Origin of the sequence: Microbispora corallina (assembly GCF_016863035.1) — a bacterium.
Classification (GTDB): domain Bacteria; phylum Actinomycetota; class Actinomycetes; order Streptosporangiales; family Streptosporangiaceae; genus Microbispora; species Microbispora corallina.
Window position 1 is genome coordinate 105,751 of sequence record NZ_BOOC01000033.1, and the last position, 23,411, is coordinate 129,161.

20 protein-coding genes are annotated in these 23,411 nt (G+C 73.7%); 8 read left to right on the forward strand and 12 right to left on the reverse strand.

The window, feature by feature from the left end:
- Positions 1-34 precede the first annotated feature (34 nt).
- Positions 35-2,035, forward strand: coding sequence for an efflux RND transporter periplasmic adaptor subunit (locus tag Mco01_RS29165; protein WP_204060063.1), 2,001 nt, complete (start codon positions 35-37; stop codon positions 2,033-2,035).
- Positions 2,036-2,077: 42 nt separating this feature from the next.
- On the opposite strand, the gene Mco01_RS29170 is transcribed toward Mco01_RS29165, so the two are convergent.
- Genes Mco01_RS29170 through lhgD form a run of 3 tightly spaced genes read right to left on the reverse strand, consistent with a single transcriptional unit; the run spans position 2,078 to position 5,389 of the window.
- Entirely contained in the window at positions 2,078-3,472 is a 1,395-nt protein-coding gene (locus Mco01_RS29170) for a HAMP domain-containing sensor histidine kinase (protein ID WP_239103990.1), read from the reverse strand.
- Between the two features lie 3 nt (positions 3,473-3,475).
- The gene (locus tag Mco01_RS29175) at positions 3,476-4,186 is read right to left on the reverse strand and encodes a response regulator transcription factor (protein ID WP_204060064.1); all 711 of its coding nucleotides are present in this window, start codon (positions 4,184-4,186) and stop codon (positions 3,476-3,478) included.
- Between the two features lie 12 nt (positions 4,187-4,198).
- On the reverse strand, positions 4,199-5,389 hold the full coding sequence (gene lhgD / locus Mco01_RS29180; RefSeq protein ID WP_204060065.1) for an L-2-hydroxyglutarate dehydrogenase: 1,191 nt from the start codon (positions 5,387-5,389) through the stop codon (positions 4,199-4,201).
- A 98-nt stretch (positions 5,390-5,487) separates the two neighbouring features.
- Between lhgD and Mco01_RS29185 the strand changes: the two genes are divergently transcribed.
- Both Mco01_RS29185 and Mco01_RS29190 read left to right on the forward strand, forming a co-directional pair.
- On the forward strand, positions 5,488-5,874 hold the full coding sequence (locus Mco01_RS29185; protein WP_204060066.1) for a hypothetical protein: 387 nt from the start codon (positions 5,488-5,490) through the stop codon (positions 5,872-5,874).
- Positions 5,875-5,904: 30 nt separating this feature from the next.
- A complete protein-coding gene (locus Mco01_RS29190; RefSeq protein WP_204060067.1) occupies positions 5,905-6,339 on the forward strand; it encodes a CBS domain-containing protein in 435 nt (144 codons plus the stop codon).
- 108 nt (positions 6,340-6,447) lie between these two features.
- Here the strand turns inward: Mco01_RS29190 and Mco01_RS29195 are convergent, their stop codons facing one another.
- A complete protein-coding gene (locus Mco01_RS29195) occupies positions 6,448-7,491 on the reverse strand; it encodes a hypothetical protein (RefSeq protein WP_204060068.1) in 1,044 nt (347 codons plus the stop codon).
- Positions 7,492-7,650: 159 nt separating this feature from the next.
- Here Mco01_RS29195 and Mco01_RS29200 point away from each other — a divergent pair, with 159 nt between their 5' ends.
- Entirely contained in the window at positions 7,651-8,619 is a 969-nt protein-coding gene (locus tag Mco01_RS29200) for an aldo/keto reductase (RefSeq protein ID WP_204060069.1), read from the forward strand.
- A gap of 109 nt (positions 8,620-8,728) precedes the next feature.
- Here the strand turns inward: Mco01_RS29200 and thpR are convergent, their stop codons facing one another.
- The 4 genes from thpR to Mco01_RS29220 form a co-directional block, all read right to left on the reverse strand.
- Positions 8,729-9,286, reverse strand: coding sequence for an RNA 2',3'-cyclic phosphodiesterase (gene thpR / locus Mco01_RS29205; RefSeq protein WP_204060070.1), 558 nt, complete (start codon positions 9,284-9,286; stop codon positions 8,729-8,731).
- Positions 9,249-10,502, reverse strand: a complete 1,254-nt coding sequence (locus Mco01_RS29210; RefSeq protein ID WP_204060071.1) for an MFS transporter — start codon at positions 10,500-10,502, stop codon at positions 9,249-9,251. The genes thpR and Mco01_RS29210 overlap by 38 nt, the downstream gene beginning before the upstream one ends.
- 5 nt (positions 10,503-10,507) lie before the next feature.
- Positions 10,508-10,951 carry a MarR family winged helix-turn-helix transcriptional regulator gene (locus Mco01_RS29215; RefSeq protein ID WP_204060072.1) on the reverse strand — a complete coding sequence of 148 codons (444 nt, stop codon included), beginning with the start codon at positions 10,949-10,951 and terminating at the stop codon, positions 10,508-10,510.
- Positions 10,952-11,090: 139 nt separating this feature from the next.
- Positions 11,091-12,461: an NCS2 family permease gene (locus Mco01_RS29220; protein ID WP_204060105.1), complete on the reverse strand. Its 1,371-nt coding sequence runs from the start codon at positions 12,459-12,461 to the stop codon at positions 11,091-11,093.
- Positions 12,462-12,681: 220 nt separating this feature from the next.
- Here Mco01_RS29220 and Mco01_RS29225 point away from each other — a divergent pair, with 220 nt between their 5' ends.
- On the forward strand, positions 12,682-12,894 hold the full coding sequence (locus Mco01_RS29225; protein WP_036332736.1) for a DUF2530 domain-containing protein: 213 nt from the start codon (positions 12,682-12,684) through the stop codon (positions 12,892-12,894).
- Positions 12,895-12,934: 40 nt separating this feature from the next.
- Here Mco01_RS29225 and Mco01_RS29230 read toward each other — a convergent pair whose 3' ends face one another.
- Together Mco01_RS29230 and Mco01_RS29235 are read right to left on the reverse strand one after the other, a co-directional pair.
- On the reverse strand, positions 12,935-15,862 hold the full coding sequence (locus Mco01_RS29230) for a sacsin N-terminal ATP-binding-like domain-containing protein (protein WP_204060073.1): 2,928 nt from the start codon (positions 15,860-15,862) through the stop codon (positions 12,935-12,937).
- 14 nt (positions 15,863-15,876) lie between these two features.
- Positions 15,877-16,674 carry a DUF3027 domain-containing protein gene (locus tag Mco01_RS29235; RefSeq protein ID WP_204060074.1) on the reverse strand — a complete coding sequence of 266 codons (798 nt, stop codon included), beginning with the start codon at positions 16,672-16,674 and terminating at the stop codon, positions 15,877-15,879.
- 106 nt (positions 16,675-16,780) lie between these two features.
- Here Mco01_RS29235 and Mco01_RS29240 point away from each other — a divergent pair, with 106 nt between their 5' ends.
- A complete protein-coding gene (locus tag Mco01_RS29240; RefSeq protein ID WP_239103992.1) occupies positions 16,781-18,043 on the forward strand; it encodes an MFS transporter in 1,263 nt (420 codons plus the stop codon).
- Between the two features lie 26 nt (positions 18,044-18,069).
- Here the strand turns inward: Mco01_RS29240 and Mco01_RS29245 are convergent, their stop codons facing one another.
- A complete protein-coding gene (locus Mco01_RS29245) occupies positions 18,070-18,468 on the reverse strand; it encodes a cold-shock protein (RefSeq protein ID WP_204060076.1) in 399 nt (132 codons plus the stop codon).
- A gap of 184 nt (positions 18,469-18,652) precedes the next feature.
- Between Mco01_RS29245 and Mco01_RS29250 the strand changes: the two genes are divergently transcribed.
- Together Mco01_RS29250 and Mco01_RS29255 are read left to right on the forward strand one after the other, a co-directional pair.
- Entirely contained in the window at positions 18,653-21,061 is a 2,409-nt protein-coding gene (locus Mco01_RS29250; protein WP_307825682.1) for a helicase-associated domain-containing protein, read from the forward strand.
- A 76-nt stretch (positions 21,062-21,137) separates the two neighbouring features.
- On the forward strand, positions 21,138-22,793 hold the full coding sequence (locus tag Mco01_RS29255) for a DNA repair helicase XPB (protein ID WP_204060077.1): 1,656 nt from the start codon (positions 21,138-21,140) through the stop codon (positions 22,791-22,793).
- Positions 22,794-23,014: 221 nt separating this feature from the next.
- On the opposite strand, the gene Mco01_RS29260 is transcribed toward Mco01_RS29255, so the two are convergent.
- Positions 23,015-23,320 carry a hypothetical protein gene (locus Mco01_RS29260; RefSeq protein WP_157099924.1) on the reverse strand — a complete coding sequence of 102 codons (306 nt, stop codon included), beginning with the start codon at positions 23,318-23,320 and terminating at the stop codon, positions 23,015-23,017.
- Positions 23,321-23,411 lie beyond the last annotated feature (91 nt).

Below are 23,411 nucleotides of genomic sequence, written 5' to 3' on the forward strand. Positions count from 1 at the left end.
GCGGCGGTGACGTGGCGTCAGCAGGATGTCCGCCATGAGCTCGATGACTCCCGTCCGCGTGGGGGGACTGGCGCTGGCCGCGGTCGTCGTCGCGAGCGTGGTCGCGGTCACGACCGCGGGCGGCTCGCCGGCGGTCGCCCCCGTGTCCCTCGCGGCCGCCGCGCGCGGCACGGTCACGTCGTACGTCTCGGCCGCCGGCAACACGGTCGACGACGGCGTGCGGGACCTCGCGTTCGGCGCGGAGGGCACGGTCGAGAAGGTGTACGTCAAGCCCGGGGACAAGGTCGAGAAGGGCCAGGTCCTCGCCCGCGTCGACGACACCGTCGCCCGCGAGGACTACGACGCCGCCAAGGCCGCCCTCGCCGCCGCCCAGGAGACCCTCGACAACGTACGGAACGGCGTCGCGGTGCCCGCCGGATCCGGGGGCACGTCCGGCGCAGGCGGATCGGGCGGTTCCTCTGCGGGCGGCGGGACCGGCGGCTCGGGCGGCGGTTCCGGCGCGCGCGGCGGATCGGGCGGCTTCTCCGGAGGAGGCGGGGGTGCCGGGGGCTCGTCCGGGGCAGGCGGCTCGGGCGGCGCCGGCGGCGGCTCAGGTGCGGGCGGCGGTTCCGGCGCGGGCGGCTCAGGCGGTGGTTCTGGGGCAGGCGGTTCGGGTGGCGGTGCCGGGGGGTCGCAGCCGCAGTGCCCGACCTCCTCGGCCCGGCCGACACCGCGGCCGACGGCCCAGCCCACGACACGGCCCAGCACAGGGCCCACGGCACACCCCTCGCCGTCGCCCACCGGCATGGTCCCCGGAGGATCCGGCGCCGGCGCGCAGCCCGCGAGCCTGACGGCGCCCGCCGTGGCACTCCCGGCGGCGACGCCGTCCGGGGCCGGCGCGACGACCGCGGCCCTCGCCGATCCTCCGTTCACGACCGGAGGGACCTCGGCGAACGTGGCGCTCGTCGCGTACGCGACCACGGTGACCGGGACGACGCCCGCGACCCCGCCCACGTCGCCCCGGCCGACAGCGGAGCCCACGGCGACCCCCCGGCCGACCCCGCACCCGACCGCGTCCCCCAGCCCGGAGCCGACCCCGGCCCCCGGCGGGTCGCACGGCCACGGGCACGGGCACGGTCACGGCAAGCCGCACCATCCGGCGCCCACCCCGACGGTCACGGTCAGCGTGTCGATCCCGCCGACCGCTCCCACGCCCACCGCCTCCCCCACGCCGACCCCCCGCCCGTCGTCCACCGCCTGCGCCCCCCAAGGCTCGCAGGGCTCACAGGGTTCCCAGGGCCAGGGCGGCCAGGGAGGCCGGGGCGCCGGAGCGGGCCAGGGCTTCGGCGGACGCGGCGGCCAGGGCGGCCAAGGGGGTCAGGGCAGCGGCGGCGGCCGGCAGCTCACGGAGGCGGAGGCCGAGGCGCAGGTCAGCAAGGCCACCACCGACCTGGGCGACGCGAAGGACGCGCTCGCGGGCGTGAAGATCAAGGCGCCCGCGGACGGCACCGTGCTGACCGTCGCGGGCACCGTCGGCACCCACTACACGTCCGGGACGTTCATCACCCTCGGAGACCTCTCCGACCTGGAGGTCCAGGCCATGTTCACCGAGTCGGACGTCGGCGTGCTCAAGCTGGGCCAGAAGGCCACGATCACGTTCGCCACCCAGCCGGGCCAGACGTACGCCGGCGAGGTCGCCCACATCGACCCGACGGCGACCACGAGCAGCCGGCTCGTCCGGTACGGCGTGACGATCAGCCTCGACAACCGGCCGGCCCGGCTGCTCCTCGGACAGAGCGCGAGCGTCTCCGTGCTCACGGGCGAGGCGTCCGGCGCGCTGTACGTGCCTGCGCAGGCGGTGCGGACGGCGGGCGACGGCACGACCACGGTGACGGTGCGCAGCGGCGGCGGTCAGGTCAGGCGGACGGTGAAGGTCGGCGTCCGCGGCGACCGCTACGTGGAGATCCTCAGCGGGCTCTCCGACGGCGACGAGGTCGTCCTCCCCGCGGACGCCGCCGGCGGCGGCTTCCCCCAGGAGGGCTTCCCGGGCGCCTGACGGTCCCTCGGCACGGGCCCGGCCGCCGGGAAGAGAGGGGGGTCAGGGCAGCGCTTCGGGACTGAGGGGGAGGACGACGCGGAAGGCCGCGCCCGCCCCCGGCTCGGACCGCACGCTCACCGTCCCGCCGTGAGCCCGTACGAGCGAGTCGACGATGGCGAGGCCCAGACCGGCGCCTCCCGAGGGCCGGGTCCGTGACGGGTCGGCGCGGTAGAACCGTTCGAACACCCGGGCGGCCTGCTCGGCCGTGAGCCCCGGTCCCTTGTCGGCGACCTCCAGGAAGGCCTGGTCTCCCTCGCTGCCCACCCGCACGGTGACCGGGGTGCCCTCGGGGGTGTGGGTGGTGGCGTTGCTCATCAGGTTGCCGACCACCTGGCGCAGCCGCACCTCGTCGCCTGAGACGATCAGGGCGGTCTCCCCCTCGATGGTGAGGGAGACGTCGCGGTCGGGGCGGAGCGTCCGGGCGTCGTGGACGGCGTCGGCCGCGAGGGCCAGCAGGTCCACGGGCTGCCGGGCCAGCGGGCGCTGCTGGTCGAGCCGCGCGAGCAGCAGCAGGTCTTCGACGAGCAGGCCCATGCGGGCGGCCTCGCTCTCGATGCGGGACATCAGCCGGGTGGTGTCCGCGTCCGGCACCTGCCGGTGGAACTCGGCGAACCCCCGGATCGACGTGAGCGGGGTCCGCAGCTCGTGCGAGGCGTCGGCGACGAACCGGCGCATCCTGGCCTCGGACTCCCTGGCGGCGGCCTCGGAGGCGGCCCGGGCGGCGAACGCCGCCTCGATCTGGGCGAGCATCCCGTTGAGCGACCGGGCGAGCCGCCCGACCTCCGTACGCGGGTCGCGGTCGGGGATGCGGCTGCCGAGATGCCCCTGGGCGATGGCCTCCGCGGTCGCCTCGATCTCCGCGAGCGGCCGCAGGCTCCGCCGTACGATCACGACGCCGACGACGGCGAGCCCGGCCATGACCAGGCCGCCGCCGAGCAGTTCGATGAGCGCGAGCCGGGTGGTGATCTCCCGGACCGAGGCCATGTCGACGGCGACGACCACCGAGCCGAACCCGTCGATCGGCACGACCCGGGCCCGCCAGAGCCCGTCTCCCGATGTGGCGGCGACGGTCCGGGGCTCGGTGGAGGTCACGGCCCCCGGCCCGGGACGGCCCTCGACGGCCATTCCGGCCTGGGCGAGCAGCGTCCTGCCTGAGGTGTCGCGCACCTCCACGCGGCCGTCGGGCGGCACCCGCAGCCTGCCGAAGAACGCCGGGCCGCGCTCGAGCCTCATGGCGGCCTCGCGCGCCACCATGCCGACCTGCATGTCCACACGGGTGACCAGGTAGTCCCGCAGCACCGACACGCTGCCGACCCCGATGACCGCGAGGGCCACCGCGACCAGCGCGAGCATCGCCGCGCTGAGACGGATCCGCAGCGGCGTGCGTCCGGACACGGCCTACACGCCGGCCGGGGGCACCCGCATGACGTATCCGACGCCGCGCAGCGTGTGGATGAGCCGGGGGTGGGTGTTGTCGAGCTTGCGGCGCAGCACCGACACGTACGACTCGACGATCCCGGCGTCGCCCCGGAAGTCGTAGTCCCACACATGGTCGAGGATCTGGGCCTTGGACAGCACCCGGCCGGCGTTCGCCATGAAGTAGCGCAGCAGCTTGAACTCGGTGGGCGACAGCGGGACCGCGGTGCCCGACCGCCAGACCTCGTGCGACTCCTCGTCCAGCTCGATGTCCGCGAACGTGAGGCGCGGCGGCGCGCCCAGCGGGTCCCCCGCCGTACGGCGCAGGACGGCGCGGATGCGCGCGACGACCTCCTCCAGGCTGAACGGCTTGGTGACGTAGTCGTCGCCGCCGAGGGTGAGCCCGCGGATCTTGTCCTCGGTGGCGTCCCTGGCGGTGAGGAAGACGACGGGCGTGTGGGTGCCGCCCCCGCGCAGGCGGCGGACGATGTCGAACCCGTCCATGTCGGGCAGCATGACGTCGAGCACGATGAGGTCGGGCCGGTGGCGCTGCGCCGCCGACACCGCCTCGGTCCCGTTCGACGCGGTGGTGACCTCGAAACCGGCGTATCGGAGACTGGCCGCGAGGAGCTCGAGGATGTTCGGCTCGTCCTCGACGATCAGCAGCCGGGCTTCGGCAGATTCAACGACCATGGCGGAAGCACTCTAGATGCTTTTCGGTAAGGGAACTGTTAAGGCGATATGACGGGCTATGGCCAGACTTGAGGTGGCCGCCGGGGACGGGGCGTTCCGGACCAGGACGATCCTGCCGTGCACGTCGATCGCGAAGTCGTCGAGCAGCCGGCCGTCGCGCGCCACGGCCTGGGCCCGCACGCCGCCTCCGGTCCTCTCCAGGTCCGCCGCGGTCAGGGCCGGGACGTAGCGCCGGGCGGCCGACAGGAACGCGCTCCCCGCCACCGAGCCGTACACCTCCCGCACGCCGGTCCGCCAGTGGGCGGCCGCCATCCGCCGCGTCCCCGGCCAGCCGAGGATCCTGCGCAGATCGCGGGGCGAGACGTCGCGCCAGGTGTACCCCTCGAACGCGAGGGCGAGCACCGCGTTGGGGCCGACGAGGACCTCGCCGTCGATCCGGCGGGTGAGATGGACGCCCAGGAACGGGTAACGGGGGTCGGGAACGGGATAGATGAGCCCGCGGACCAGGCTCTTGGCCGAGCCGGCCAGCCGGTGGTACTCCCCGCGGAAGGGCACGATCCGCACCTCGCCGGGGGTTCCGGCCAGCTCCGCCACCCGGTCGGTGCCGAGCCCGGCGCAGGAGATCAGGGTGTCGAAGCGGAACACCGTGCCGCCCGCCGCCACCTCGACGGCCCCGGCCCTCTCCCTGATCCCGCGCACCGGATGCGAGAGCCGTACGGACCCGCCGGAGGCGGCCACATCGGCGGCGAGGCGGCGCGCGACGGCCGGGAAGTCGGTGATCGCGGTGCGCGGCGAGTGGACGGCGCCGACGCCGACCGCGTCCGGCTCGATCTCGCGCAGGCCGAGCCCGTCGAGCTCCGCGATGCGGGGCACGCCGTTCTCCCTGGCCCGCGCTGCGATCCGGCGCAGCCCGGGCAGCTCGGCGCGCGACGAGGCCACGACGAGCTTGCCGACCTCGTCGTACGGCAGGCCGTGCTCGGCGCAGTACTCGCGCAGCATCGCGACGCCGTCCCGGCACAGCGTGGCCTTCAGCGACCCGGGGGCGTAGTAGATCCCGGCGTGGACGACGCCGCTGTTGTGCCCGGTCTGGTGGGCCGCGACGCGGTCCTCCTTGTCGAGCACGGTGACCTCGGCGCCCGCCCGCGACATCTCCCGGGCGACGGCCAGGCCGAGGATCCCCGCGCCGACGATCCCGATCCTCATGCGGGTACCGCCCGCGGCCGGTGGTGTCCCATGCCCGACATTGTGACGCAGCCGCCCCGATCCTCGGTGATCGAACTTCTGTTCGGTATAGTCGCGGCGTGTACGTGCCACCGGGCTGGCCGCCCGAGGTCCGGCCGCCGGACAGCCCCGACTGGGAGGTCTCGGCCGTGTCGTGGCTGCTCGACGCCGTCCCGCCGGACTACCGCGGATACGGCGTGCTGCGCCGCCATCCGCTGGCGCTCGCCCGGATGGCCCGCCAGCACGTCCGGGCGTCGATCGAGGCCGCCAGGGAGGGCTACCGCGGCGCCGCCGTCGACCTGAAGGACCACCTGCCGCCGCACGCGGTCGAGGCCGTGCTCGACGCCTACCGCCAGGAGGGTCCCCGGCTCGTACGACTGGCCGAGTCGATCGCGCTGGTGGAGCGGGCGCTCCGGGGGAGCATTTCGTCCCGCGACTCCAGTGACTTCTCGACAAATCGGGCATAAACCCCAAAAGCGCAATGATTGGGGGCGACCATGACCACCCAAGGAGCCGGGAAGAGGGCCCGTGACGTCATGCACGCGGGCGCCCAGTGCGTCGGCGAGCACGACAGCCTACGGACCGCAGCGCAGATGATGCGCGACATGGACGTCGGCGCGCTGCCCATCTGCGGCGACGACGACCGCCTCAAGGGGATCATCACGGACCGCGACATCGTGATCAAGTGCATCGCCGAAGGCGGCGACGTCGACCAGATGACCGCGCGCGAGCTCGCCCACGGGCTCGTGTGGTGCGACGCCGAGACCAGCGTGGAGGACGCGCTGGTGAAGATGGAGGAGCACAAGATCAAGCGGATGCCGGTGATCGAGAACCACCGCATCGTCGGCATGATCAGCGAGGCCGACCTGGCGAAGGAGCTGCCCGACAGCAAGCTCGCCGAGTTCGTCCACCGCGTCTACTCGGGAGCCTGAAAAGGTTTCACCGGCCCCGGGGCGTGAAGGCTTCGCGTCCCCGGTGAGCCGGAGGAATCCGGAGGATCCCAGTGACGGGCCGCCGGCCCGTGTCCGGTGCGACGCGGGTCAGCGGCCCGTGCGATAGGCCACGGCGGCGATGACGCCGATGGCGCCCACGGCGACGCCGAGCCATAACAGGGTCATCGAGAGCGGCACGCCGCCCGGCTCGCCCTCCGCCCGCGAGGCGTGCGGCGACGGGCGTCCGGAGGGCTTGGCCGCCCGCGGGCGGGCCGAGGGCGACGCCGGCCACCCGCGCGCCTCCGGCGGGAGCGGCACGCGGTAGACCGGGCTGCCCGCTCCCTCGGAACCGGTCAGCAGGGCCGTGCCGTCCCGGGTGTAGGAGATCGACTCGGCCTGCTGCAGCGGCGGCATGGTGACGTGCGCGATCAGCTTCCCCGGGGCGCTGTACACGGACGCCGAGAAGTACGTGCGGATGACGAAGGCCGACCCGTCCGGCGCGTACGCGGCGTCCGTCGCCATGAGCGGGGCCGGGCCCACCTTGCGCAGCACGTTGACCCGGTCGGTGCGGAGCCGGGCCGGGGCCTCGTAGACCGAGCCGCTCATCTCCTTGCTGACGACGTAGAGCCGGCCCGTGCGCGGGTTCACCATCACGCCCTCGGCGTTGCGGCCGCCGCCCTCGTAGCGCAGGCGGTACGCCGTGGCCGGAAGCGTCGCGTCCCGCATCGTGCGCGGCTCGGTCACCTTGTAGACCGTGACGTACGGCCAGGCGCCCTCGAGGTTGTCCCCGATGTCGGCGATCCACAGCACGCCCCGGCCGGTCGCCGGGTCCACCGAGGCCGCCATGCCCTCCCAGTCGCGGGCCGTGGCGCCGCCGATCGTGAACGTGGCCCTGGTGCGCCCGTCCTCGCCCACCGCGAAGATCCTCGGCCCGTCGCCGCTGTCGTTGTGCGTGTAGACGATGCCGTCGTGCGTCGGCGAGACCGCCAGCCCGCTCGACTCGGTGATCCGGGCGTCCTTGAACCGGAACAGCGGCCGGTCGTCGTCCGCCCCGGCCGCCGGAGCCGTGGGCAGGAGCGCCGCCCCGGCGAGAACGAGGACGCCGATCGCCCGCCGGCTGATCCGTACGGCCCCCGCCGGCGTGCTCCCCATGCGGTCATCATTCCCGATCCGCCGCCTCCCCGCGTCGCGCCCGGATCCCGAACACCACAAACCCCGGGCCCGCTCCCGTCAAGGACGGCCTCGCGCCGACGGCGGCCGACGGCCGTGTCCCTCGACTGGAGTCCACTCCAGGTTCATAGGGTGGAGGACATGGATTACCGACAACTCGGCCGGACCGGTCTCAAGGTCAGCCCGCTCTGCCTGGGCACGATGAACTTCGGCCCGGTGACCGCCGAAGAGGACTCCTACGCGATCATGGATCGCGCACACGAGGTGGGGATCAACTTCTTCGACACCGCCAACGTGTACGGCTGGAAGCAGGGAGAGGGGGTCACCGAGCAGATCATCGGACGGTGGTTCGCCCAGGGCGGCGGGCGCCGGGAGAAGACGGTCATCGCCACCAAGCTGTACGGCGCGATGGGCGACTGGCCGAACGAGAACCTGCTGTCCGCCCTGAACATCCGTCGCGCCTGCGAGGCGTCGCTCAGGCGGCTGCAGACCGACTACATCGACGTCTACCAGGCCCACCACGTCGACCGGAACACGCCCTTCGAGGAGTTCTGGGAGGCCATGGACATCCTGAAGCAGCAGGGCAAGATCCTTTACGTGGGGTCGTCCAACTTCGCGGGCTGGCACATCGCGAAGGCCCAGGAGTCGGCGGCCCGCCGCGGCACCCTCGGCCTGGTGAGCGAGCAGACCCACTACAACCTGCTCGTACGGGCGCCCGAGCTCGAGGTGATCCCGGCCTGCCTCGACTACGGCGTGGGCCTGATCCCGTGGAGCCCGCTGGCCGGCGGGCTGCTCGGCGGCATCCTGCGGAAGATCGACAAGGGCCGTTCCGCCGCGGATCGCGTGGTCAACGAGCTGGCCAAGCACCGGGACAAGATCGAGCGGTACGAGGCGTTCTGCGACGAGATCGGCGAGGAGCCGGCCAACGTGGCGCTCGCCTGGCTGCTTGCGCAGCCCGCGGTGACCGCCCCGATCATCGGCCCCCGGACGATCGAGCAGCTCGACGGGGCGCTGGCGGTGCCGGACCTCACGCTGTCGGACAAGGCGCTGGCGCGGCTCGACGAGATCTTCCCGGGCTACAAGACGGCCCCGGAGGAGTACGCCTGGTAGCCGTGCGGCGGCTCAGGAGTTGAGCAGAGCCCCGACGACGACGATGAGCACGAGCAGCGTGAGCACCGTGGGCAGCAGCCAGCGACGAGGACGATCCACGCCTTGGAGCCTAGTCCGGGGAGCCCAATGGGTAGGCCTCGACCGGCTCGTAGCGCACCCGCGGACCCAGGTGGCTGCGAACGAGGTGGACGGCGTCCGCCGTCCAGCGCCGGCCGCTGAACGCGTCCAGCGAGCCCACGAGCGGTCGCAGGTCGTCGCCGTCGCGTGAACGGGCCAGGGTCAGGTGGGGGTGGAACCGCTTGCGGTCCGCCTCCCCGGCCCCGGCCCGCTCGGCGCCCGCCGCGAGCGACTGCGCCAGCCGCGTCAGGGGCGGTTCGGCCTCCAGGCCGAGCCAGAAGACCCGTCCCCGCCCGGCGGAGGGGAAGGCGCCCGCCCCGGCGAACGCCAGCGTGACGGCCGCGTGCCGGGCGGCGGCCCGGGTGAGCCTCGTGCTCAGGCCGGGCAGCACGCGGTCGGGCACCTCGCCCAGGAAGGCGAGCGTCACGTGCCACAGCGCCGGGTCGATCCACCGCAGGCCCGGCCACCGGGGCCGTACGGGGCCGAGCGACTCGGCGACCTCCTCCAGGACCTCAGGCGGCGGCAGCAGTGCCACGAAGAGTCTGCTCACGCGGCGATTGTGCCCCGGCGGCGATCCGCGCCGCGACGGCCCGCGTCACCAGGACGGCGAGGCCGACGCCGGCCATGCTCAGCGTGCCGGCGGCGACGACGGCGACGCGCGGCCCGGCGAGCTCGCTCAGCCATCCGACCAGGGGCGCCCCGATGGGCGCGCCGCCGGTGAAGACGAGCACGTAGATCCCCATGACGCGGCCGCGCATGGCCGGGGACGCGCCCAGCTGCACGATCGTGTTGGCCGTCGTGTTGACCGTGATCATGGCCATGCCCGCGGGCACGAGCAGCAGGAGGAACGCCGGGTAGACCGGCGCGAGCCCGGCGGCCACCTGGAACAGGCCGAAGCACAGCGCCCCGGCGAGCAGGAACCGGCGGCTCGGCTTGACGCGGCGCGCGGCCAGCAGGGCGCCGCCGAAGGCCCCCACGGCGAACGCGCTGGAGGCGATGCCGAACGACGACGCCCCCGCGCCGTACACCTGGCGGGCCATCAGCGCGATGCTCGTCGAGAAGCTCTGCGCGAAGATCGCCATGAACGCCACGATCAGCAGCGGGAGCATCAGGTCGGGACGGCCCCCGACGTAGCGCAGGCCCTCGCGGAGCTGGCCCTTGGCCCGGGGGACGGGCTCGGGGCTGCGCAGCTCGGAGGCCCGCATGAGGACGAGCCCGGCGATGACGGCCGCGAACGACGCCGCGTTCAGCAGGAAGATCGGGCCGGTGCCCATCCAGTAGATGAGCACGCCGGCGAGGGCCGGGCCGACGACCCTGGCCAGGTTGAACGTCGAGCTGTTCAGCGCGATGGCGTTCGGCAGGTCCCGGCGGCCGACCATCTCGACGACGAACGACTGCCGCGTGGGCACCTCGACGCAGGAGATCAGGCCCGAGGTGAACGCCATGGCGTACACGTGCCAGACCTGGGCGTTCCCGGTGGTGACCAGCACGCCCATGGTCAGCGCGAGCAGGCCCATGAGCGACTGGGCCACGACGAGCACCCTGCGCTTCGGGTAGCGGTCGGCGAGCATGCCGCCGAACAGGCCGAACAGCATCACCGGCAGGAACTGCAGGGCGACCGTCACGCCGAGGGCCGAGCCGCTGCCGTGGGTGAGGTCGAGCACCAGCCAGTCCTGGGCGGTGCGCTGCATCCAGGTCCCGATGTTGGAGACGACGCCGCCGGCCGCGAACAGCCGGTAGTTGTGGTTCCGCAGCGAGCGGAACATGCCGCCTACATCTTCGAGAGCTTCTCCAGGATCGGCGCCGCCGCGCGCAGCGTCGCCCGCTCCTCGGCCGTCAGCTCCTTGAGCCGCTGGGCCAGCCACGCCTCCTTGGTGCGGCGCTCCTCCTTGAGCAGCGCCGCCCCCGCCGCCGTCACGCTGACCGTCACCTGCCGCCGGTCGCTCGGGTGCGGGCTGCGGGCCAGCAGCCCCCGCTCCTCCAGCTTGGCGATCACACGGGTCATCGAGGGCGGCTGCACCTTCTCGTGCTCCGCGAGCTCGCTTGGGGTCATGGCGGGCTGACGCTCGACGGCGGCCAGCGTCGCGAGCTGGGTGGGCGTCAGCGAGTGGTGGGCGGCCTGCTTGCGCATTCGCCGCGTCAAGCGCGCGAGCGAGACGCGCAACGCGGAGGCGAGACCGGCGTCGCTGCGAAGGTTCTGGGCGTTCGTTAGCATAAGTCATTACCTTCGCTAACTATATAGGTCTGGGTCCTATTCCGGCAAACCGTACATTGTGCTCCGTTCACCCCCGTGAGACGGCGGGAGGCCGGGCGGAACAGGGTCGCGACCCCGTCCGCACCGGCCTCCCTGCCGTTCAGCCCAGGCCGAGCAGGCTCTTGATGGGCTCGAGCGCGAAGTAGACGACGAACAGCGCGGCCACCAGCCACAGCAGCGGGTGGACCTGCGACGCCTTGCCGCGGAACGCCTTGATCGCGACGTAGCTCACGAAGCCCGCGCCGATGCCGGCGGTGATCGAGTACGTGAACGGCATGAGCACGATGGTCAGGAACGCCGGGATCGCGGTCTCGAAGTCGCTGAAGTCGATCTCCTTGACCTGCGTCATCATGAGGAAGCCGACGATCACCAGCGCCGGGGTGGCCGCCTCGAACGGCACGATCTCGGTCAGCGGCGCGAAGAACATGGCCACCAGGAACAGCAGGCCGGTGACCACGCTCGCGAGGCCCGTCCTGGCGCCCTCGCCGACGCCGGCCGCCGACTCGATGTACGTCGTGTTGGACGAGACGCTCGCGGCGCCGCCGGCCGCCGCGGCGAGCGAGTCGACCAGCAGGATCTCCCGGGTGCGCTCGACCGTGCCGTCCTCCCGGACCAGCCCGGCCTGCCGGCCGACGCCGACGATCGTGCCCATCGTGTCGAAGAAGTCCGCCAGCATGAGCGTGAAGACGAACATCACGGCCGCCAGGCCGCCGATCTTGCCGAAGCTCCCGAAGAGGCTGAACTGCCCGAGCAGCGACAGGTCGGGCGTCCCGAACACCGTGGAGGGCCAGGTAGGAACCGTGAGGCTCCAGGCGTCCGGGTTGACCGCCTTGCCGTTCACGACCTGCGGGCCGAGCTTCGCGATCGCCTCCACGACGATCGCGAGGACGGTGGTGCCGACGATGCCGAGCAGGATCGCGCCCTTGACCTTCCTGGCCACGAGGAACGCGGTGACCAGCAGGCCGACGACGAAGACGAGGGTCGGCCAGCCCGTCAGCGAGCCGTTGCCGAGGACGCCCAGCTTCACGGGAACAGTGGTGTTGCTCGCGTCGGGCATCCGCCGCACGAACCCGGCGTCCACGAACCCGATCAGCGCGATGAACAGGCCGATGCCGACGCTGATGGCGGTCTTCAACTCGGCCGGGATGGCATGGAAGACCGCGACCCGGAAGCCGGTCGCCACCAGGATCGCGATGACGATGCCCTCCAGGACCACCAGGCCCATGGCGTCCTCCCACGACACCTGGCTCGCGATGCCGAAGGCGACGAACGCGTTCAGGCCCAGCCCGGTCGCCAGCGCGAACGGCACCCGGCCGAACACGCCCATCGCGATCGTGAGCACGCCCGCGACGAACGCCGTGGCCGCCGCGACGAGCGGGAGGTTGGGGGCGGCGCCGTCGCCGAGGAACTGGCCCGTCTTGTCGGCCACGGTGCCGATGATGATCGGGTTGAGCACGACGATGTAGGCCATGGTGAAGAACGTGGCGAAGCCGCCGCGGACCTCCTGGCCCACGCTGGATCCGCGCGCCGATATGAAGAAGTAGCGATCGAGGAAACTGGGGGTTTCAGGTCGGTTCTCAGTCACGCGCGCAGAGTGACAGGGCCTTACCACCAGCGGAAAGAGTCCTGCGACCAGCGTTGTCCTTTTGTGACCGATTTGTCATAAAGGGGCGGGCATTAAGCTTGATTCTGTGACTGAGCAGCGGCGCCCGGATCCCGAGCCCCTCAAGACGAAGGACACGCTCACGATCCTGACCGGCACGGCCTTATGGGCCGTCGCCCTCGTCGTGGTCGCGCTGGTCGTCCGCCCCGCCGACACCCGGCCCGTCTGGACGTGCGTCGCCGGCATCGGGCTCGGACTGTTCGGCCTCCTCTACGTCCGCCGCCGCGACTCCCGCCGCTGACCTCCCGCCACTCGTCTCCCGGCGGATCGCGGGCGGACGGCTACAGGGACGCCACCGGGTCCAGGTCGGCCTCGGCGAGCAGGAGCGGCACCCGCGCGGGGTCGCGCAGCAGCGCGGCCACCGCGAGCCGGTCGCCCCACTGCCCCGCGGCCCACGCGAGGCCGCGCGCCAGCCCCTCGACGCCCGACGCGTGCACCCTGCCCTCGAAGAACCGCCAGGGCACCGGCCGCCCGTCCACCAGAAGCTCGTCGTGCTCGACATACGTCGCGGGGGCTGCCGGCAGCAGCGACCGGACCTCGGGCGCGACCGGCCTCTCCGTCCCCGAGGAGGTCACCGCGCCGGTCACGGCCTCGCCCGCGAGCGGCAGGTCGAGCACCTCCGACAACGCCTCGGCCAGGTCGAACGGCGCCAGCACGAGCGGCCGGTCCTCCACCAGGGCCAGCAGGTCGGGCGCCTCCACCACGACCGCGCCGTCGTCGACGTCCGCCACGGTGACCTGGCCCTTCAGCACGGCGCGGACGGCCTCGGGCGGGCTCACCCGGCCCGGGTCGACGGCCGCGAGCGCGATCCACAGCGCGCGGAGCTGGGCCCGGTCGACCTCGATCGCGGGGTCGGCCAGCAGGTCGAGCAGCTCCTCCGGCCCGCCGTGCGCGGCGAGCAGCGCGTCGAGGGACGACCGCACGCCGATCATCGTCAGCGCCTCGTCGTCCACCACGGCGGGGGCGTCGCCGTACAGGCCGAACAGCAGCGGGTCGCCGGTGGGGAGCCGCAGCGCGGCCGGGCGGCTGCCGCCGAGCACCGGGTGCCGCGACAGCCACCAGGCGGTGTACGAGGGGACCTCGACCGTCTCGCCCGCGACCAGCAGCCGGAGCGGGCGCAGGGCGGCCCGCAGCGGCGGCCTGGCCAGCAGCGGGAGCGCGGAGGCCCAGTCGGCGACGTACTCCAGGTCGCGGACGGCCGTGAACTCCCGCGCCACCGGGGGCACGTCGAGCTCAGGCAGCAGGTCGAGCACGGCCTCCAGCCACTCGTCCTCGAGGTCGAGCTCGTGGTCGCACTCGGCCGGGTCGAGCAGCACGTCCTCGTCGTTGACGACCGCGAACCCGTCGAGCACGCCGGTGGCCGCCAGCACGTTCGCGCCGTACTTCTCCACGAGGTCGGGCGCGGCGACGCCGAACGGCACCTCGGGGTCGATGAGCCCCGCCAGCGAGCCGCCGGACAGCAGAAGCTCGCCCGCGGGGTAGAGCTCGCCGTCGGCGCCCCTCAGGGCCAGCTCGGCGAGCCAGGGGGCCTCGCCCGCCGTCAGCCCGGCCGCCTGCACCAGGGCCAGCACGGCCTGGGCCACCGGCTCGGGGTCGGCGCTGTCGAGCGACTCGGCCACGGCGGCGTGGGTGAGCGGGTCCTCCAGCACGGCCCTGGGGGTCGCCTCGGCCGCGCCCAGCCGCAGCAGCAGCGGGTGCACGGCGTCCGGATGGACGATGCGCAGCCCGAGCGGCGCCAGCAGGGCGGGGTCCAGGGAGCCGGACTCCTGCGACAGCACGAGCGTGCCGCGCGGGCCGCGCACCAGGCGGCCGTCCGCGAGCGGCACCGGGAGGGCCCCGAGGGCCTCCAGGTCGTCGGCGGGCAGCGCCTCGTAGAGCGACCGCCACCACGACGGGCCCTTGTCCTCCACGGCCTCGCCGGACAGCATGTCGACGACGTCGGCGAGCTCCACGCGCCGGACGCCCAGCGTGGCGAGGCCCGGGTGGCGGGACGCCCAGCCGGCCGGCAGCAGCCCGGGCACCATGTCGGCGACGAGCGCCAGGAACTCGGCCGGCCCGGCCACGGCGCGCGCCTCGGCCCCCGGCACGACGTCGCCGGAGACCGTGGGCAGCAGCGGGGTCGGCGGCAGCATCCGGACGATCTCGCCCCTGATCGCGGCGTCGAGCGGGCCCTTGCCCATCAGGCCGGGCACGAGGTCGAGCAGGGCCGGGGTGGCCGGCAGCTCCCCCATCAGCCGGACGTACGCCTCGGCGGCGCGCGCGACGAGGAAGTCGGTGAGCGGGCCCGGCGCCACGTGCCGCCGGTCGGTGGTCATGGGGAACGTGGCGATCAGCACCGCGGGCAGGTCGAGCGGTTCGTCGCTCGGGGTGGGGGCGTGCACCACCCGGGGCACGGCTCCGGCCCCGCCGGCGGCCCAGCGGACCTCCCAGTACGGCCGGGCGCGCTCCTCGGTCGGCCGGTCGGCGAACAGCTCGGCCACCTGGTCCGGGCCGAACGTGCCCGACTCGGCGACGACGTGCCACCCCTCTGCCGAGATCGCGCGGACCTCGCCGCCGACCTCGACCTCGACGACCTCCAGGGCGGGCATCGCCAGCGGCAGCGCCGGGCCCGCCTCCTCCAGCATCCGCCGTACGGCCCGCTCGGCCGCGTCGTCGCGCAGCGGGAGCCGGACGATCGTGTCGAAGCCGTCGGGCACGTGGAGCGCGTCGTCGTCGAACGGCAGGCGCAGGAGCGGGACGTGGCCCTCGCGGCCCGCCAGCTCGGCGGCCAGCTCCGGACGGGCGGCCACCAGGGCGGCCGTCTCCTCGCGGGACCAGCGCACGCCGCCGGTCTCCCGGGACGCGATCGCCGGCGCGTCGGAGACCGACACCACGGCGGCGAACCCGACGCCGAACCGGCCTGCCGCGCCCGTCTCGCCCTTCTTGCCCGAGACGCGCAGTGTGCTCAGCCCCTCCACGCCCGCAGCGTCGAGCGGGGCGCCGGTGTTGGCGGCGAGCAGCACGCCGCCGGCGAGCGTCAGGCGCAGCCGCCCGGGCACGCCGGCGCGCAGGGCGGCGTCCGCCGCGTTCTGGGCGAGCTCCACGACCAGCCGGTCGCGGTAGCCGCCGAGCGCGAAGTCCTCCTCCGCGTTCGCGTCCTCGCGGAAGCGGGCGGGCGAGGCCGTCCAGGCCGCGAGGACCGTCTCGCGCAGGCGATCGGTGTCGAACATCGACCTCGTCTCCGTCAGGACTGGCCGAGCGGCTCGGACCCGGCCTCGTCGGCCGAGCCGGTCTCGATCAGGTCGTAGCCCAGGTCGTCGAGGATCGGCGGAGGGGCGTCCACGACCATCGAGGGGACCGTGGTCGCCTCGGAGTGGGCGCCGCAGCCGTGGTCGGCGGCGACGACCCTGCCGTCGTCCGGGGCGTACTCGTTGGTGCAGACCCCGAAGCCGAGGCCGAGCGCGCCCGCGAGCGGCCAGTAGAAGCCGCAGGTGGAGCACTGCGCCGGCGCGGCGTTCGCGATCGGGGTGTGCGGGCCGGAGTCGCCGGAGTGCCAGCGGCGCACGGCGAGGTCGCGGCCGAAGGCCGACAGCACGCGGGCCCGGCCGAGCCCGAGCTCGACGACCATCTGGCGGTCGACCTCCTCGTCCGTCGCGGCGTATCCGGGGACGAGCCGGTCGTCGTCGGCCTCCGCGGGCAGCAGGTCGCCCACTCCGAGGTCGCCGGGCCGAAGCCGCTCGTTCCAGGGCACCCAGCGGGGGGCGAGCAGCGCGCCGGAGCCCGGCAGCAGCACCGTCTCGCTCACCGTGACGTTGCGGGCGCGGGAGGCGCGGGTGACCGTGACGGCCCAGCGCCAGCCCCGGTACGCCCGGTCCAGGCACTCGAAGTAGTGGGTCACGACCCGGTCGCCCTCGTTGTCGAAGCCGAGGTGCTCCCCCACCTCGCCGGGGCGAGCGATCTCCTCGGCGGCCTGTCGGGCCAGGTCGACCGCCGCCGCACAGGCCGGGTCGACTGGAGTGCTACGGATTCGGGTACGACTCACACTCCATTTTCACCCACGCCGCGAGCGGACCGCACCGGCTCGATGGGGAATGCTGGAAGGACTGTCGGCTCCTATGGCGAATATTTGGACGAGCGTTATCCATGCCGTGGCGGCGCCCGGTCGGGCGACCCGCCGTCTGACGCACGCGCATGGAGCGGGTCGCACCGGGCTCGGCCGGCTGATCGAGCTGACGGCCGCCCACTCGGCCGGTGACGCGCTCATCACGGTCGCGCTCGCCGGGGCGCTGCTGTTCCGCCTCCCGGTGGGCCAGGCGCGCGGCCAGGTGGCCCTCTACCTGTTGATCACCATGGTGCCGTTCGCCGTGGTGGCGCCGTTCGTGGGGCCGGTCCTCGACCGCCTGCGCTCCGGCCGCCGCTACATCATGGCCGGAACGCTGCTGGCCCGGGGGCTGCTGTGCTGGGGGATGGCCGGGGCGGTGCACTCCTCGGACGCCGTCACGCTGTTCCCGTCCGCCCTGGCCGTGCTCGTGCTGTCGAAGGCCTACAACGTCTCCCGCGCGGCGATCATGCCGAGCGTGCTGCCGGCCGACATCCCGCTGGTCACGGCCAACTCCCGGGTCGCACTGTTCGCCCTGGTCGCCGCCGGGGCCGGGGCGGGCGCCGGCTCCGGGCTCACCGCCCTGATCGGTCCCGACTGGGTGCTGCGCCTCACCATGCCGCTGTTCCTCCTCGCCGGGGTCTTCGCCGTACGGCTGCCGCGGCACGTGGACGCGCCCGACCTGGAGGCCGCGGACGAGGGCGAGGAGCCGGCGTCCCGGTGGCGCACCATGGTCACGATGGGCCGGGTGGTGACCGAGGCGATGACCGCGAACGCCGCCGTACGCGTGCAGAGCGGCTTCCTCGTGTTCTTCCTGCTGTTCCTCGTGCAGGACGGCCACCTGCGGGGCATGGACCAGAAGGTGTCGCTGGGGCTGCTGGCGGTCGCGGCCGGCGTGGGCGGTCTCGGGGGCGCCGCCGTCGGCTCGTGGACCCGCTCGCGCTCGCCCCACCTGACGGTCCTGGCGACGCTCGCCGTGGCGACGGTGACCACGATCGCCGCCGCGTTCCTGTTCGACATCTGGACGGCCGCGGTCGTGTCCCTCGTCGGCGCGTTCGCCCAGGGGCTCGGCAAGCTCGCGCTCGACGCGATCGTGCAGCGCGAGATCGGCGAGGAGGTCCGCTCGTCCACGTTCGGGGTCGTGGAGACCCTCCTGCAGATCGCCTGGGTGCTCGGCGGCCTGCTCGGCCTCGTCATGTCCCTGTACGTCGGCGGCCCGGCCGCCTTCGCCGTGGTGTCGGCCGGGCTCGCGGTCTCCTTCGGCTGGCTGCTCGCCCTGCGCCGCCGCCGGCTGGAGGCGGCGCCCTCCTGAGGGCGTCCCGCCGGGACGGGGCGGCGTCAGCCGTCGAGGTCGTCGGCGACGGCCCGGAGCACGGTGGCGATCTTCTTGGCGTGCGCCACGTCCGGGTGCTTGCCCTTCTGGTACGAGTTGGAGATGTCGTCCAGCAGCTTGATCAGATCCTCGACGATGACGACCATCTCGTCCGGCTTCTTCCGCTTGGCCTTGGGCCTGGCCGCCTTGGCCAGTGTGGGCGGCTGCTCAAGGACCCGGACCGACAGGGCCTGCTGACCGCGGCGTCCCTCGGCCACACCGAACTCGACCTTCTGCCCGGGCTTGAGCCCCTCCACGCCCTTCGGCAGCGCCGAGGAATGCACGAAGACCTCACCGCCGTCGTCGCGGGTGAGGAAGCCGAAACCCTTGTCGGCGTCGTACCACTTGACCTTGCCACTCGGCACAGGGGTGACCTCGTTCAGACTGTCGTGAAGGTGATGGATGTAGGTTATGCCCACAGAGGGGCCTCGTGGACCCATCCGTAGGGAGTAAGCCCCTTCGCATACGGCGATCCACTCGCCCGCCCGCCGTCGACATCTCCGCCGCGCTCCGGGTGGCCGGGGCGAACCGGGCCATACGATGGAAACGATGATGGGCACGGAGTTCAGCGAGTGGCTGCGCGGCCGCTCTGACGAGCGACTGCGGGCGCTCGTGGCGGCGCGGCCCGAGCTCGTCACTCCCGTCCCCGCCCACATCGAGGGGCTCGCGGCCCGCGCGGGCAGCCCGTCGGCCGTCGGCCGCGCACTCGACCGGCTTGACCGGTTCACCCTGGCCGTGCTGGAGACGCTGGCGCTGCAGCCGGGCCCGGCCACTCGCGAGGCGCTGCGGTCGCCGCTGGCCCGGGCCTGCGCGGGCGCCCCCGGCGCGGAGGCGCTCGACGCCGCCCTCGACGAGGCCCTCGACCGGCTCCGCACCCGCGCCCTCGTGTACGACCACCCGGACGAGCGCGGCGACGACGCCCTGCTGCCCGCGCCCGGGGTGGCGGAGGCCCTCGAACCCCCTGCCGCGCTCGGGCCCCCGGCCACCGAGGTGTTCCGCCACCACCCACCCGAGCACCTGGAGACGATCCTCGCCGACGTCCACGCCGACGGCTCCGGCCCGGCCGGCGGCCGCGCTCCCCGCGAGCGGCTGGCCGCGCTGCTGGCCGACCACGACGCGGTGGGCCGCCTGGTCGGCGAGGTGTCGCCGCAGGCGCGGGCGGCGCTGGAGGAGCTGGCCTGGGGGCCGCCGAGCGGCCGCCTGCCGAACGCCCGCAGGGAGGTCGCCGCCGCGGCCGCCCAGTCGCCGGTCGAGCAGCTGCTCGCCCGGGCGCTGCTGGGCGCCACCGGCGAGGAGACGGTCGCCCTTCCCCGCGAGGTCGGCCTGTTCCTGCGCGGCGGCCGCGTCCACCGCGACCTGTCCCCCCGCCCGCCCGATCTCGAGGGCCCCGTCCGCGACCAGGACCGCGCCGACCGCACGGCGGCCGGGCAGGCGTTCGCGTTCGCCCGCACCGTCGAGGAGCTGTGCGAGCTGTGGAGCGTCGACCCGCCGGGCGTGCTGCGCGCCGGCGGCCTCGCCGTACGGGACCTCAAGCGGACGGCGCAACTGCTCGACCTGCCCGAGTGGGCGGCGGGGCTGGTCGCCGAGGTGTGCCTGGCGGCCGGGCTGGTCGCGGCGGGCGACGGGGAGTGGCTGCCGACCGGCGGGTACGACGGCTGGCGGGTCAAGGCCACCGAGGACCGCTGGGCCCTGCTCGCCTCCGCCTGGGCCGGGATGGACCGCGTGCCCGGCCTGATCGGGGGGCGCGACGAGCGCGACCGCCCGCTGAACGCCCTCCACCCCGACCTCCGCAGGCCGGGCGCCGCCCAGGTCAGGACCAGGACGATGGCCGTGCTCGCCGCGGCGGGCCCCGGGGTGGCGCCGACGCCGGAGTCCGTGCTGGCCCGGCTCGCCTGGGAGCAGCCCCGGCGGCGGGCCGCGATGCGCGACCGGCTCGCCGAGTTCGCACTGCGGGAGGCCGAGCACATCGGCGTCACCGGTCTCGGTGTGCTCGCCGGCCACGGCAGGGCCGTGATCGGCGCCGGAACCGCCGCCGACGCCTCCGGTGTCGCCGCCGCGCTGCTGGCGCCGCTGCTGCCCGAGCCCGTCGACCACGTGCTGCTCCAGGCCGACCTCACGGCCGTCGCGCCGGGCCCGCTCACCGGCGACCTCGGACGCTGGCTGGCCCTCGCCGCCGACGTCGAGTCGAAGGGCGGGGCGACCGTCTACCGGTTCGGCGAGCAGTCGATCCGGCGTGCGCTCGACGCCGGGCAGTCGGCCGACGAGGTGCTCGCCATGCTGGAGAAGCACTCGGCCACCCCGGTCCCCCAGCCGCTGAGCTACCTGGTGACCGACGTGGCCCGCCGGCACGGCCGCATCCGCGTCGGCACGGCCTCGGCGTACGTGCGCTGCGACGACCCGGCGCTGCTCGACGAGGTGCTCGCGGACAAGCGGGCCGGGCTGCTGCGGCTGCGGCGGCTCGCGCCCACCGTGCTGGCGTCGAAGACGTCCCGCGCGGCCCTGGTCGACTCGCTGCGCGCGATGGGCTACGCCCCGGTCGCCGAGTCGCTGGAGGGGGACGTCGTCGTCGCGCGGGCCGACGCCCGGCGCACCGAGGGCCAGATCCTCCCCCGGGCGCACAATGTGAGCGGTCCCGACCCGGAGGTCGTGGCCGCCGCCGTACGGGCGATCAGGGCGGGCGACGAGGCCCACCGGACCCGCCGCCGGCCGTCGGACGCTCCGGGCGGGCAGGTCCCCCGCTCCCCGGCGACCGCCACCATCCAGGCCCTGCAGGAGGCGATCCGCGAGGGGGCGCGGGTCTGGATCGGCTATCTCGACTCCCAGGGCCACGCCACCAGCCGCATCCTCGAACCGGCCAGGATGGAGGGCGGCTACCTGACGGCGTACGACGAGACCCGGGCCACCGTCCACCGCTTCGCGCTGCACCGCATCACGGGCGTCGCGCAGTACACCGGCTGACCCGGCTCGGTGAAACGGGGACTGATTCGGCTCGATCTCTTGTTTGATTAGCGATAGCCGTACGAGGGAGTGGGCATTGAATGACGGGCCGCTGATCGTTCAGTCGGACAAGACGCTGCTGCTGGAGGTCGACCACGAGAAGGCCGACGCGTGCCGCAAGGCCATCGCGCCCTTCGCCGAGCTCGAGCGCGCCCCCGAGCACGTCCACACCTACCGGGTCACCCCGCTCGCGCTGTGGAACGCCCGCGCGGCCGGGCACGACGCCGAGCAGGTCATCGACGCGCTGATCGGCCACAGCCGCTATCCGGTGCCGCACGCGCTGCTGGTGGACATCGCCGAGACGATGTCCCGCTACGGGCGGCTGCGGCTGGAGAAGCACCCGATCCAGGGGCTGATCCTCACCACCACCGACCGCGCGGTGCTGGAGGAGGTGCTGCGCTCCAAGAAGGTGCAGCCGCTGCTCGGCGAGCGCATCTCCGACGACGCCGTCGCCGTCCACCCCTCCGAGCGCGGCAACATCAAGCAGACCCTGCTCAAGCTGGGCTGGCCCGCCGAGGACCTCGCGGGCTACGTCGACGGCGAGCACCACCCGATCGAGCTGCGCGAGGACGGCTGGGCCCTGCGGCCGTACCAGAAGGACGCGGCCGACGCGTTCTGGCACGGCGGGTCGGGCGTCGTCGTGCTGCCCTGTGGGGCGGGCAAGACGATCGTCGGGGCGGCGGCCATGGCGCACGCCCAGGCCACCACGCTCATCCTGGTGACCAACACGGTCTCGGCCCACCAGTGGAAGCAGGAGCTGCTCCGCCGCACGTCCCTGACCGAGGACGAGATCGGCGAGTACACGGGCACCAAGAAGGAGATCCGGCCGGTCACCATCGCCACCTACCAGGTGATGACGACCCGGCGGCAGGGCGTCTACCGCCACCTGGAGCTGTTCGACGCCCGCGACTGGGGGCTCGTCGTCTACGACGAGGTCCACCTGCTGCCCGCGCCGATCTTCCGCATGACGGCCGACCTGCAGGCGCGCCGCCGCGTCGGCCTCACCGCGACGCTGGTCCGCGAGGACGGCCGCGAGGGCGACGTGTTCTCCCTCATCGGCCCCAAGCGGTACGACGCGCCGTGGAAGGAGATGGAGAACCAGGGCTGGATCGCCCCCGCCGACTGCGTGGAGGTCCGGGTCACGCTCAGCGAGGACGAGCGGCTCGCCTACGCCATGGCCGAGCCCGACGAGCGCTACCGGTTCTGCTCCACCACGCCGTCGAAGGTCCGCGTCGCCGAGGCACTCGTACGGCGGCACGCCGGCGAGCAGGTGCTGGTCATCGGCCAGTACATCGACCAGCTCGACGAGATCGGCGAGCACCTGGACGCGCCGGTGATCAAGGGCGAGACCCGGGTGCGCGAGCGGGAACGGCTGTTCCAGGCGTTCCGCGACCGGGAGATCCAGGTCCTCGTGGTGTCGAAGGTGGCCAACTTCTCCATCGACCTCCCCGAGGCCGCCGTGGCCATCCAGGTGTCGGGCACCTTCGGGTCACGGCAGGAGGAGGCGCAGCGGCTCGGCCGCGTGCTGCGGCCGAAGGCCGACGGCGGCGGCGCGCGGTTCTACTCCCTGGTCAGCCGCGACACGGTCGACCAGGAGTTCGCCGCGCACCGGCAGCGGTTCCTGGCGGAGCAGGGGTACGCCTACCACATCATCGACGCCGACGACGTCGGCGAGGAGAACCCGGCGAGATGAGCCTCGCCGGGCGGTCCTGTACAGGTCCTGGCCTAGGGACGTGTCCTGCGGACACTCCCTAGACCCAGGAGATGCCGTTGGGCCGGTTCACCCGCACCACCCCCTCGGAGCATTACCCCCGCATCACAGAGCCGTGATGGCGGCTATACCCCAATGTCCTGAAATTTCACCAAATTTGCCCATCCTATTGGGCATGGATCATCCACGTGGTGTCGTACGACCTACTGGGCGACGACGCCGCCGACGAACAGGACGCCCACCGCGGCCAGCCATAACAGCACGGCCGTGCCGAACAGGGACTCCCTCCGGGCCAGCCAGGCGGTCGCCGTCACGGCCACGGCAGCCAGCGCGACCAGTCCCGACACCATGATCACCATGGTCAGGCGGTCGGCGCACTCCCACGAGGAGGGCGCACCCGGACAGAACGCCTCCTGGCCCCACCCGTCGAACACCGACATGCCCCACAGGGCGGCCAGCAGCAGACAGGCCACGGCCGGGATCACAGGCGGAACCCAGGTGCGCGTCACCCGGGTACAGATACCCGCGCCGCCGGACGGCGACACGCACGGAAAATCCGTTTCGGCATCCGCCGGCCGTCGCTAAGCTCTTGTCTTTCCC